The organism is Chryseobacterium vietnamense, from assembly GCF_031454475.1.
Taxonomy (GTDB): domain Bacteria; phylum Bacteroidota; class Bacteroidia; order Flavobacteriales; family Weeksellaceae; genus Chryseobacterium; species Chryseobacterium vietnamense.
The window spans coordinates 1,570,822-1,583,643 of record NZ_JAVDQX010000001.1 but is presented as its reverse complement, the minus strand read 5'-3'; the positions used below and the strand labels follow the sequence as shown (position 1 = coordinate 1,583,643).

Below are 12,822 nucleotides of genomic sequence, written 5' to 3'. Positions count from 1 at the left end.
TATTTTTTATTTATATTAGCAAAAATTAATTCAAACAAAATCTCTGCATAAACAGTCATGATTTTATGCGCCAAAAGGGAAAAAATAAAATAGTACACGTGAAACCTTAAGGTTACATATGACCCATAAAAAAATTAAGAACAACATATGAAAATATTAGTTTGCATTAGTAGTGTTCCGGATACTACTTCCAAAATTAACTTTACAGCAGATAAGTCTGCTTTCGACAAAAACGGAATTCAGTGGGTAATTAATCCTCTAGACGAATTTGCGTTGACAAAAGCGGTTAAACTTCAGGAATCTCAGGGAGCAACAGTAACAGTAATCAACGTAGGTGATGCTGCTACAGAACCTGTAATCAGAAAAGCTTTGGCCATTGGTGCTAACGATGCGGTAAGAGTAAATCTTGATCCAAAAGACAGCTATTCTACAGCAAAAGAAATTGCAGCTGTAGCTCAAAACGGAGGATATGATCTTATCCTTTGCGGAAAAGAATCTATCGATTATAACGGAGGTTCTGTTCCGGGAATGGTTGCTCAGTTATTAAACCAGCCTTTCGTGAACGCTTCAGTAGGATTAGACGTAAACGGAAGCGAAGCTACTGCAGTAAGAGAAATTGAAGGGGGAAAAGAAACTATTTCAGTAAAATTACCGGCAGTTATTGCAGGTCAGAAAGGATTAGTAGATGAGAAGGATCTTATCATCCCGAATATGAGAGGAATTATGTCTGCAAGAACAAAACCTTTGCAGGTAGTAGAACCTTCTTCTTCAGAAGTAAAAGTTCAGGGAGTATCTTATGACAGCGTTCCGCCAAGAGCTGCTGTGAAAATGGTTTCTCCTGATAATCTGGATGAATTGGTAAGATTACTTCACGAAGAAGCTAAAGTAATTTAATAAGAACCAAGTAAAAAGTAAAAAGATTCAGGATGGTACTGATGGGATTTAGTTCATTACTATTCAATACATTAATAACCTGTAATCCTGAACGTTAAACCTTAAACAACTTAGAAATGGCAGTATTCGTATACGCAGAAAATATAAACGGAGTTTACAAAAAAGCAGCTTTCGAAGCAGTTTCTTATGCTAAAGCTATCGCTGACAAAGCAGGAGATACCGTTACGGCAATCTCTGTAAACCCAACAGATTCTTCAGATTTATTATACAAATATGGAGCATCAAACGTCATCAATATCAAAGACGAAGGTCTTAAAAATTTCTCAGCAAAAGCATTTGCACAGGCTGTAAGTGAAGTGGCAGATGGAAATATCATTGTTTTCCCTCACACTACTGATGCTTCTTCTATTGCACCGATGCTTGCTGTAATGAAGAACTATTCTTTAATTACTAATGCATTGGAAGCTCCTGAAAGCCTTTCTCCTTTCCAGGTAAAAAGAAGAGCATTCTCAGGAAAAGGTTTCATGCATGCAAAAGCAGAAGGAAACGGAGTAATCGTTACTGTTTCTCAAAACGCTTTCGGTGTTAAAGAAAATGCAGTATCAGGTTCAGAAGAAGTGAAAAACTTATCTGTAGCTAATGAAGACACTAAAGTGATCTCCCACGAGCAGAGTTCAGGTAAATTAGACCTTAAAGAAGCTGAAGTTGTTGTTTCTGCCGGTAGAGGAATGAAAGGGCCAGAAAACTGGGGAATGATCGAAGATTTAGCAAACGTTTTAGGAGCAGCTACAGCATGTTCTAAGCCTGTTTCTGATATCGGATGGAGACCTCACACAGAGCACGTAGGACAGACAGGTAAAGCTATTTCTCCGAATCTTTACATTGCAGTAGGGATTTCAGGAGCAATTCAGCACCTTGCCGGAGTAAACTCTTCAAAAACAATCGTAGTAATCAACAGTGATCCTGAAGCACCGTTCTTCAAATCTGCTGACTATGGAGTAGTAGGAGATGCTTTCCAGATTATTCCTGCACTAACTGAGAAAATTAAAGCAATTAAAGGATAAGAAAGTGAATTGTGAATAGTCAATTCGCTTTGCTTGTCAATTTTTAAATAAATAATTTACTTGCGAAGCAAAATTCACTATTGACGTTTGACAATCATCAACAATACAGATAAAAGCTCGGCTTTCCGGGCTTTTATTTTTGCGTAAAAAAGTGAAAACACAATAAAAAATTAATCTATATTTGTAGCTATGGATTATAAGCAGCTAATTATTCGCGGAATATCGTACAGCCAGACCCAGTCGGGGGCTTACGCATTGTTACTGGAGCATGAAGAAACACATATAAAATTACCTGTTGTTATAGGAAATTTCGAAGCCCAGTCTATCTCTCTCGGATTGGAAAAAGATATTCATCCACCGCGTCCTCTTACTCATGATTTATTTACAAAATTTATAGTTTCTGCCAATTTTGAGCTGATTTCTGTCATCATCTATCAGATCGTAGACGGAGTATTCTTTTCAAATATCAACTTTAAAAATAAAGTAACAGAAGAAGAACTGATCCTTGATGCCAGAACTTCCGATGCTGTTGCAATGGCCGTAAGATTTGATGCGCCAATATTTACAACGCAGCAGGTTTTAAATGAAGCCGGAATTTTATTGGAACTGGAAGATGTTTCAAAAGAAGAACAATCATTCTCAGAAACTGTACAAACAGAAGATAACTTAAAATCTCTTTCTATGGAAGAGCTTCAGAAATTATTGGACGAAGCCGTTAAAGAAGAAGACTATGATACCGCCCTTGAAATCCAGGAAGAAATCAAGAGAAGGAAAAAGAAAATTGACTAAAGAGATACTTTTTATATAAACTATGAATTTAAAATTACGCCTGACCATCCTCAGTTTTCTCCAATTTTTCGTTTGGGGAGCTTGGCTGATTACGATGGCAAACTTCTGGTTTGGCACAAAACATTGGGATGGAACTCAGTTTGGAGCTGTGTTCGGAACAATGGGAATTGCTTCTATATTTATGCCAACCATTACCGGAATTATTGCTGACCGCTGGGTAAATGCGGAACGCATATTTTCAGTATTACACATCCTCTATGGGGTTATTCTTTTTATTTTACCTCATTCTGCAGACCCGAATTCCTTCTTTTCAGTAATGCTTTTGGCCATGTGTTTCTACATGCCTACCATTGCACTTGCTAATTCAATTTCTTATACGATCCTGAAAAATAACAATCTGGATGTGGTGAAAGACTTTCCACCGATTCGTGTATGGGGAACTATTGGTTTTATTGTTGCGATGTGGATTACAAACCTTAGTGGGAATAAAGAAACAGAAGGTCAGTTTTACATCGGAGGTGTTGTAGCAATTTTCTTAGGGATTTATGCCCTTACACTTCCAAAATGTCCCCCACAAAAACTTATTGACAAACACTCACCATTATCCGAGCAGCTAGGCCTGAATGCATTTAAGCTTTTTGGAAACTATAAAATGGCATTATTCTTTATGTTTTCAATGCTTTTGGGAGCTGCACTTCAACTTACCAATGCATATGGTGACGTATTTTTAAGTGAATTTGCTCATTTTCCTAAATATGCAGACTCATTTGTAGTAAAGAGATCTACCATCATTATGTCAATTTCCCAGGTTTCAGAAACCCTGTTTATTTTGGCAATTCCTTTCTTCCTGAAGAAATTTGGAATTAAAAAAGTAATGCTGATATCGATGCTGGCTTGGGTTTTAAGATTCGGATTCTTTGCTTATGGGGTGCCGGACGGATTTGGACTTTCATTAATCATTCTTTCATGTATTGTGTACGGAATGGCTTTCGATTTCTTTAATATCTCAGGATCCCTTTTCGTGGAAACGACTACCGACAAAAAGATCCGTTCTTCGGCTCAGGGATTATTTATGATGATGACCAACGGTTTTGGAGCAGTTTTCGGAAGTTATGCCGCAGGATGGGCTATTGATAAATTCTTTACCCACAAGTTTTCTACGGCTTCAGATCTTTCTGCTTACCTGCAGACAACCCCTGATAATCCTACTTTCCTGAACATTTTAAAGAAAAGCTTCAATGCAGCTGTCAATTCAGACGGAACTCTTTCCTCTGTGGTGATGGTAAAAGACTGGCAGCAGATATGGCTTTCTTTTGCAATCTATGCATTAATACTGGCGGTTTTCTTTGCCGTACTGTTTAAACATAAACATAACCCGGAAGATGTTTCGTCAGTGAAACACTAATTGAAACTTATATTTATTAAGATATTAAATTGCATTTTTGAAAAAAAATGCAATTTTTTTATTTTCAGATATCCTTTTATACAATAAAGCTTTGCAGAAGAAAAATATGGACTTCTATCATGATAGAAACGGTAAGTAGTTATTTTTAATTTGATAATAAATCCTGTTTTTATTTGTAAAATAGCTAAAAATACTGAATTTTTTTTGTAGCTAACAAGTGTTCGGGTACGGAATTTCTATTTTTAAAACACACTATTTAAAACTGTGTTTTTTTTTGTATTTTGGCACTTTAGTAAATATGAAAAATATTCAGTTATTAGGATTACTGTTAGTAATTATAGGTAGTTTTCTACCCTTGGTACATGTGCCTGTAATAGGGAACTGGAACTATTGGAAGCTTGATCATTATCTGGCTATAGCATGCTGGATTTTTTCTGCTTGTGCCGTTTTTGGAATTGTAAATAACAGTGCCAAAATCGTAAGGTTTTTTGGTATTCTGCTTATTCTTTTATTCGGATTTACCTTGGTTGCTGTAAAAATGCAGTCGCTGCAATACTTTAGTTTTTTACCATTCAAATCCTGGCAGGAAACTTTTGCAGGAATTGTTAAACTGAAATGGGGTTGGGCTGTAGAATTTCTAGGCGCTTTTCTGATGGTTTTTGCAGGAGGAAATAAAAAAGTTAAAAACAGAACACAAATATAAACATGAACTCCTTAACACTTTTTTCAGCAGGAATTTTGTTGACAGCAGCTACACAGATTCAAGCTCAGGCAACGGAACAGAAAAAACCGGATAATCCGCCTAAATGTACAAATATAAAAGAAGGAACGTTTGTAAGGCCCAATTACCCGGAAGCAATATGGTACATGACCATTAAAGATAATGTTCAAACCGAATATTTCAATAATGGAAAAGACTTTATAAAATCTACATTGGTCTTTGTGGATGACTGCAATTATAAAGCAATCGTGTTGGAGAAATCCGATAAAAACGATCCCGCACAGATAGGGGATGTCTTCAATAATAAAATAGTAGCTACTCAGGATAATATTCTGAAAGTGAATACCAAAATTGAAGGAACTCAATTTGATATAGTATACGTAAAAGTAAAATAAATTCTAACTATAAAAACGGAATCTTTATTCCGTTTCAGCTAAATAAAAATTATATACATGAAAGAAGTATTCATTGTTTCCGCAGTAAGAACACCTATGGGGAGTTTTATGGGAAGCTTATCAACAGTTCCGGCTACAAAACTGGGAGCAACTGCTGTAAAAGGAGCATTAGATAAAATCGGTTTGGATCCTAACCAAGTTCAGGAAATCTATATGGGAAATGTTCTTCAGGCAGGAGAAGGCCAGGCGCCGGCTCGTCAGGTTGCTTTAGGAGCAGGTCTTTCAATCAATACGCCTTCTACTACAGTCAATAAAGTTTGTGCTTCAGGAATGAAGGCCGTAACAATGGCAGCTCAGGCTATTAAAGCTGGTGATGCAGAAGTAATTGTTGCAGGAGGTATGGAAAACATGTCTTTAGTTCCTCATTATTACAATGCAAGAGTGGCTACAAAATTAGGCGATATCAAAATGCTTGATGGAATGGTACTTGATGGTCTTACAGACGTGTACAATAAAGTACATATGGGAGTATGCGCAGAAAAATGTGCAGTAGACTATAATATTACAAGAGAAGATCAGGATAACTTCGCTGTAGAATCTTACAAAAGATCTGCAAAAGCTTGGAGCGAAGGTAAATTCAACGAAGAAATTGTGCCGGTTTCTATTCCTCAGAGAAAAGGAGAGCCCGTAATATTTGCTGAAGATGAAGAATATAAAGCGGTAAACTTTGACAGAATTTCAACGCTACCTACCGTATTCAAAAAAGAAGAAGGAACAGTGACAGCTGCAAACGCATCTACTCTGAACGATGGAGCTTCTGCATTGATCCTTGTTTCTAAAGAAAAAATGGAAGAACTTGGATTGAAACCTCTTGCAAAAATCGTTTCTTATGCTGACGCAGCACATGAGCCTGAAAACTTTACAACAGCTCCGGCAAAAGCATTACCTATCGCTCTTAAAAAAGCAGGATTAGAAGTTTCAGATATTGATTTCTTCGAATTCAACGAAGCTTTCTCAGTAGTAGGATTAGCTAACAACAAAATCTTAGGATTAGATGCTGCTAAAGTAAACGTAAACGGAGGTGCTGTAGCATTAGGTCACCCACTGGGAAGTTCAGGATCAAGAATTATCGTTACACTAATCAACGTATTGAAGCAAAATAACGCTAAATATGGAGCTGCCGCTATCTGTAACGGTGGTGGTGGTGCTTCTGCAATTGTGATTGAAAACCTATAATTGACACATACAACCACACTGTGTGTGGTAAGCTAAAAAACCGGGGTCAAAGACACCGGTTTTTTATTTACAGAACGGAATGATACGATCTGACAACCTTACATTCAGGTTAGTCAATACATCATTTACCAACATACATGGATGATTTTCAGCCCTTGGAAAGTATAAAATAGCATTAAAACTTTGCTGAATTATTTCAATACCTTACCATTATTATTTTCAAAATAATATTAAAAACCGTAGAATATTCCGTAGTTTTTCTATTTTTGTGCTACTAATATATATTTGAAATGTCTGAAACTGAGAATCGACAGCCTAAAAACATAAAGAATAATCCGAAAATTATGAAAGCCTGGGCTGTATATGACTGGGCAAATTCTGTTTATTCCCTGGTGATTACCTCTACCATTTTTCCCATTTATTACTCTATCCTTACCACCGCTTACGAGAAAAAAGAATACGTAGCAGAAACCAAAACATGGATTGATGTTCCGGTAAGGCATATGATCAAAATTTTTGGAGAAGAATATCAGCCTGATGCTGTTTACGGGTATTCTCTTACCATATCATTCTTTGTTGTAGTATTGCTGTCTCCGTTTTTATCTTCATTAGCTGATACCATCGGAAACAAAAAATCTTTCCTGCAGTTCTTTTGCTATCTGGGTGCAACATCTTGTATGGGGTTAGCTATGTTTACAGGAATGCATAATGTATTTTTAGGACTTTTATTCAGTATTACGGCCAGTGTTGGTTTCTGGGGAAGTTTAGTTTTTTACAACTCATTCCTTCCGGATATCGCTACACCGGACAGGCAGGATGCGCTTTCTGCAAGAGGATATGTCTATGGATATATTGGTTCGGTAGTTTTAGTAGTAATTTGTCTTGTGTTGATTCAGGTTTTTGCCAAAGGAGCAGCTCAGCAGCTACTGTTTACAAGAATCAGTTTCCTGTTAACGGGAGCATGGTGGTTTGGTTTTTCTCAATATACATTCAAGCACCTTCCTCAGTTTGGAGATGTGAAAGATAAACTTCCTAAAGATTTAGTGCTGTTGAACTATAAGAATATCTTCAAAAAACATGAAGAGCAGGGAGGCTTTTTCGAAGTATTTAAAGACAATCTGAGCTTCTATAAAGATATTGCAAAAGAAAGTTTTCACGAACTGTTTAAAGTAGGAGGAGAGCTTTTCAAAGATAAAAATCTGAAATTCTTCCTGTCAAGTTTCTTCTTTTACAGTGTAGGAATGCAGACCATTTTCCTTATGGCTACGTTATTTGGCAAGAGTGAAATTAACCTTGCTCAGGATAAACTGATCGGAACCCTTTTGGTGATTCAGATCGAAGCAATCATTGGAGCTGTTATTTTTTCAAGATTATCCAAGAGAATCGGTAACAAAAACGTTATTTCAATCGCCATCATCCTTTGGATTGTAGCGTGTCTCTGGGCTTATTTCCTGAACAAAGAAAACCCGACGGTAGAATACCAGTTTTATGGAGTTGCTGCAGTAGTAGGTCTGGTAATGGGTGGTCTTCAGGCCATGTCCAGATCTACCTATTCAAAATTACTTCCGGAAAATTCAATGGAGAACACAACTTACTTCAGTTTCTATGATGTATTGGAGAAAATTGCCATTATTATCGGAACATTTATCTTTGCTACATTGATCGAGCATTTCAATAATATGCGTATTGCGGCACTGTCCATGACCATATTTTTTGCCGCAGGATTGATTTTAATAAGATTCCTGAAGGTTAAAATGAGAAAAGACAGAGAAACATTATAAAATTAAAAGACGTTATTTTTTAACGTCTTTTTTTTATCTGGGTAATTCATTGAATTTTATCTATGAAATTATATTTATTTATCATATTTTTTTCGTATTTTTAATAGAAGAACTGAAGAAAGTAAAATAGAAGACAATTCGGCCTGAGTTTTGCTTATATTCAGCGGAATAATTTTTAACTTTGCAAAAGATTAATGTCAATATGACCAACCCTTTATTTTATGCAAAAATAATCCTGTTTGGAGAATACGGAATGATTGAAGATTCCCAGGGGCTTGTTGTACCTTACAGCTTCTATAAAGGAACTTTGAAATTTTCAGATTTAAGTTCTGAATTTGAACTTAATTCCAACAGACATCTGCAGAAATATTCTGAATTTCTTACAGCACTCGATCTTTCCGACGATTTTAAGCTGCATATCGATAGCTTCAAAAAAGATATTTCAAACGGCCTTTTCTTTGATTCCAATATTCCACAGGGATATGGAGTGGGAAGTTCAGGAGCTTTGGTGGCTGCTATTTTTGAAAAATATTCAATCAGCAAACTGAACCCTGAAAATATTTCAAAAGATAATCTTAAAAAATTAAAAGCTGTTTTTGGCGAAATGGAAAGTTATTTCCATGGAAAAAGTTCAGGAATGGATCCACTGATCTGTTATATGAATCTGCCAATCCTTATCGAAAATAAAGAAAATTTAGACAGGGTAAATATTCCGGAAGGGGAAGAAGGAAAAGGAGCCATTTTTCTGATTGATTCGGGAATGACCGGAGAGACAGGACCTATGATCCAGATTTTCTTCGAAAAAATGAAAACAGAAGGTTTCCGTAAAACCCTGAAAGAAGAGTTTATCCGTTACAACAACGCTTGTATCGAATCTTTCCTTAAAAAAGACATGAATCCATTCTTCAGAAATCTTAAAAAGCTTTCTCACTGGGCTTATGAACATTTCCGCCCTATGATCCCTGAAAGTATTTTTAATATCTGGAAAAAAGGACTGGATTCCAACGCTTATTATCTGAAACTGTGTGGTAGCGGTGGAGGTGGCTATATCTTAGGATTTACCAAAGATTACGCAAAAGCTGAAAAAATGCTTGAAGGCTTCCAAAAAGAAGTGATTTACAGATTTTAAACAGATTGGAATGAATTCTGAAAAAGAACCTTTCCAATCCAAAAACTATGTATCAAAATCTTTATTTTACAGATTTTCACAATTCGTGGGCTTTCTCCTCGGAGCACGTTTTTTTGTAGCTGCTCTCCTGACATTTGCTCTCTATGTTTCTACTTTTTTCCTGTTCAACCAGGATGAATCTTTCAGAAAATTTGTCTTCGATTTCAAAGTACATGGGATTATTTTTTGTACTGTTCTTACCATTCTGGCAGGCGGTATTATCAATCAATTCTATGACCTGGAGAAAGATCATTTGGTAAAACCTTTCAGAACTAGGCTACAGAGGTTCATCAAACAGAAATATTTTCTCTACGCCTACCTGGCTCTCAGTGCTATTTCTTTAGGCGTAGCCTGGATGATTTCCCACAATGTATTTGTTTTTTTTGTAGTCTATCAGTTCTTTATGTGGTTTTACAGCCATAAACTGAGCAGAATACTGATCCTGAACAATCTTACTTTTGTCAGTCTTACTTTATATCCATTTTTTGGAATGATGGTGTACTACGAAACCTTTTCCAAAAAGGTTTTCCTGATGGCTGTTTTTCTATTCCTTATCCTGCTATGTATTGATATTGTAAAAGATACTCTCACCAGAAGTGTGGATAAAACATTCGGATATACTACCATTCCCAACTATTTTAAAAGCAGAAATACAAAAATTATTCTGACTTCTTTACTCATCGTTACCATGGTAGTTTCAATGAAGATTATTACAAAAACCGGTATTACCGGATTTATGGCCTATTATTTTGCCGGAGGGCTTTTTGTCATGATCGTATGCATTTATCTCCTGTTAAATGCTTCCCGAAGAAGTAACTTGTTTACATTGAATATATTACGTTTCTGGGTTTTCATTGGAATCATCGCAATGCTTTTAAATGGAATAGAGCATAAATTGTAAAAAAAATCTTTAAATAAACTGAGGTTATTATTACCTTTGCGTAACTAAATTTAATAAATAGGAATGCCCATTTTTAATGATACTAAAATTGCATTTGCAGACAAGTCTGATGCACAATTGAGAAAGGCTTACTGGATGTTTAAAATGATTGAACAGCCCGCTCTTACAAGCCTTGGAACATCTGTTCTGAATTTCACAGTACACAATAACTTTCCTTTCGTAACCGGAATTGTAAAAAATACCTTATTTGCACAGTTCTGTGGTGGTGAAACCCGTGAAGAAAGTATGAAAGTGGTGAAACAGCTGTTCAAAAGAGGAGTTGGAAGTATTTTTGATTATTCCATTGAAGGGAAAGAAGATGAGGAAACCTTTGATGCGGTTTGCAAAGAAATTAAGGACATTGTAAGATTCTCAGTAGGAAATCCGGCAATTCCTTTTATTGTTTTTAAACCTACCGCTTTCGGAAGAATTGATCTTTATGAAGCCGTTGGAAAAGGAGCAGAACTTACTACCAGCCAGAAAGAAGAATGGGAAAGAGTCGTAAAAAGATTTGATGAAGTTTGCAGTCTTTGCCATGAACATGATAAAAAAGTAATGGTAGATGCTGAAGAAACCTGGATGCAGGATGCAGCAGACCATCTTTGCGAAGAGATGATGGAGAAATATAACCAGCAGAAGCCTATCGTTTGGAATACCATTCAGATGTACAGAACGGGAAGGTTGGAGTATATGGAAGCCCATCTTCAGAGAGCAAGAGAGAAAAATTACTTCATCGGGTACAAAATTGTACGTGGTGCTTACATGGAAAAAGAAAGAGCTAGAGCAGCAGAAAAAGGGTATGCAGACCCGATTCAGCCAACCAAGGAGGCTTCAGATAAAAACTATAATGCTGGAATTGACTTTGTGATGGATCATTTGGATAAGGTTTCAGCGTTCTTCGGAACCCATAACGAAATCTCTTCTGAACTGATTATGGATAAAATGAAAGCAAAATCTCTGGAAAACGGTAATCCACACGTTTATTTCGGACAGCTTTACGGGATGAGTGATAATATCACCTTCTATCTGTCAGATAAAGGCTATAATGTGGCTAAATATCTTCCATACGGACCTGTAAAGGATGTTGTACCTTATTTGACGAGAAGAGCGCAGGAAAACACCTCTGTAGCCGGACAAACCGGAAGAGAGCTTGGACTGATCAAAAAAGAATTGGAAAGAAGAAAGAAATAATAATATTGTTCTCAATATATTTATTAGACCTGCAGTTTTGTAGGTCTTTTTTTATGAAACTTAAAGGTTAGGAATTTTATAACGAATTAGTAATAATCTGGGCAATGATCTTATGTCTTAATTATATTGTAAAATAATTTGATTTTTATTGCTGATTTGATTTTAAATATTTATATTTGATAGAGCCATAAAAAAACATATAACGATATCTTCAATTACTTATTATACTTCTGTCTTTAGACAGTGCCTCTCCAATACACTAATCACCTTATCTATAGCCTAAAATTATAACAATATAAATAGGGGATCAGATGATCTGAAATATAAAATACCATCAGCTGATATCCGTCACAATATTTAAAAATAAAATAAAGCAATAGCTTTAGTTTTCTTCTTCAAATATTTTTTTAACCTGATCATTTCTTTGGTCAGGTTTTTTAAGGCTCAAAACTTTCGAATTTTCCGTTTTCGTAGAACAGAACAATACGTTTTATTTTACTTTGCTGATTACCAAATAGTTGACCCAATAAATGGTCGCCGGAATTTTCTAATCGCTGAGAATCCGATATTTTTTCCGGAGCTTTATTCTGGGCCGGTATAACCGATTCTCCAGGACTTGATATTGAAGTTTCTGTTTCCGTTTCATCACTCCCGAATTCATCATCATCATTCATCATGTTAAAAAGATCGGGTAGTGGAGTCGTTTTTATTTTCTCTTCTTCGGTATGCTCTTCGTTAATTTCTGATTCGGCCACCTGTGATTTCAGCATCTCACCTTCTCCGGTAACCAGCCAGTCCCACAGAAGTTCCGGGAAACGGGATTTTATTTTTATGATAAATTCTAGAGACGGTTTATTTCTTCCTGATGTAATATGTGAAATAGACGAACGCTGTACATCTATCTCATCTGCAAACTCAGAGGGAGTAAGTTGAGAATACTCTATAATTTTGGAAATTCTTTCATTTAAACTCATAAAAATAAGTCATTAATTATTTTACAAATGTAACTCTAATAATTTACAAATGCAAAATACAAATGTAAATAAATGAAAATATTCTCTGTATACATTTGTAACTTAATTTTAATTATTTTTAAATCAATAACTTATATATTAATTACAATTGTATTTACTTATTATACTAATCTATCATTACAACCTTCAGCAGGTTATTTGTATCTATTAAAAGACCTGTACTTTTCCAAAATACTGGTTTAAAAATGTAAATTCAGTCCATTT

The 12,822-nt window shown here is 35.7% G+C and carries 12 protein-coding genes; 11 read left to right on the top strand and 1 reads right to left on the bottom strand.

All coding sequences use genetic code 11. The annotated features are described in order from the left end of the window. The first annotated feature begins 147 nt into the window (after positions 1-147). The 11 genes from J2786_RS07060 (at position 148) to J2786_RS07010 (ending at position 11,584) form a co-directional block, all read left to right on the top strand. A complete protein-coding gene (locus tag J2786_RS07060) occupies positions 148-894 on the top strand; it encodes an electron transfer flavoprotein subunit beta/FixA family protein (protein WP_047429867.1) in 747 nt (248 codons plus the stop codon). Between the two features lie 116 nt (positions 895-1,010). Next, positions 1,011-1,958, top strand: a complete 948-nt coding sequence (locus J2786_RS07055; protein ID WP_047429869.1) for an electron transfer flavoprotein subunit alpha/FixB family protein — start codon at positions 1,011-1,013, stop codon at positions 1,956-1,958. A 189-nt stretch (positions 1,959-2,147) separates the two neighbouring features. After that, the gene (locus tag J2786_RS07050; protein WP_047429872.1) at positions 2,148-2,747 is read left to right on the top strand and encodes a bifunctional nuclease family protein; all 600 of its coding nucleotides are present in this window, start codon (positions 2,148-2,150) and stop codon (positions 2,745-2,747) included. Between the two features lie 22 nt (positions 2,748-2,769). Further along, a complete protein-coding gene (locus tag J2786_RS07045) occupies positions 2,770-4,152 on the top strand; it encodes a nucleoside permease (RefSeq protein ID WP_047429875.1) in 1,383 nt (460 codons plus the stop codon). A gap of 298 nt (positions 4,153-4,450) precedes the next feature. Then, positions 4,451-4,855: a hypothetical protein gene (locus tag J2786_RS07040; protein ID WP_047429877.1), complete on the top strand. Its 405-nt coding sequence runs from the start codon at positions 4,451-4,453 to the stop codon at positions 4,853-4,855. Positions 4,856-4,857: 2 nt separating this feature from the next. Continuing rightward, on the top strand, positions 4,858-5,268 hold the full coding sequence (locus J2786_RS07035) for a hypothetical protein (protein ID WP_047429880.1): 411 nt from the start codon (positions 4,858-4,860) through the stop codon (positions 5,266-5,268). A gap of 57 nt (positions 5,269-5,325) precedes the next feature. Beyond that, positions 5,326-6,504 carry an acetyl-CoA C-acyltransferase gene (locus J2786_RS07030; protein WP_047429882.1) on the top strand — a complete coding sequence of 393 codons (1,179 nt, stop codon included), beginning with the start codon at positions 5,326-5,328 and terminating at the stop codon, positions 6,502-6,504. Positions 6,505-6,794: 290 nt separating this feature from the next. Next, on the top strand, positions 6,795-8,285 hold the full coding sequence (locus tag J2786_RS07025; protein WP_047429885.1) for an MFS transporter: 1,491 nt from the start codon (positions 6,795-6,797) through the stop codon (positions 8,283-8,285). A gap of 202 nt (positions 8,286-8,487) precedes the next feature. Next, the gene (locus J2786_RS07020; RefSeq protein ID WP_047429887.1) at positions 8,488-9,414 is read left to right on the top strand and encodes a mevalonate kinase family protein; all 927 of its coding nucleotides are present in this window, start codon (positions 8,488-8,490) and stop codon (positions 9,412-9,414) included. A gap of 10 nt (positions 9,415-9,424) precedes the next feature. After that, complete coding sequence (locus J2786_RS07015) at positions 9,425-10,354, top strand: UbiA family prenyltransferase (protein WP_047429889.1); 930 nt, start codon at positions 9,425-9,427, stop codon at positions 10,352-10,354. 63 nt (positions 10,355-10,417) lie between these two features. Then, the gene (locus J2786_RS07010; RefSeq protein ID WP_047429892.1) at positions 10,418-11,584 is read left to right on the top strand and encodes a proline dehydrogenase family protein; all 1,167 of its coding nucleotides are present in this window, start codon (positions 10,418-10,420) and stop codon (positions 11,582-11,584) included. Between the two features lie 437 nt (positions 11,585-12,021). Here the strand turns inward: J2786_RS07010 and J2786_RS07005 are convergent, their stop codons facing one another. Further along, the gene (locus tag J2786_RS07005) at positions 12,022-12,558 is read right to left on the bottom strand and encodes a helix-turn-helix domain-containing protein (protein WP_047429895.1); all 537 of its coding nucleotides are present in this window, start codon (positions 12,556-12,558) and stop codon (positions 12,022-12,024) included. Between the last annotated feature and the right edge of the window lie 264 nt (positions 12,559-12,822).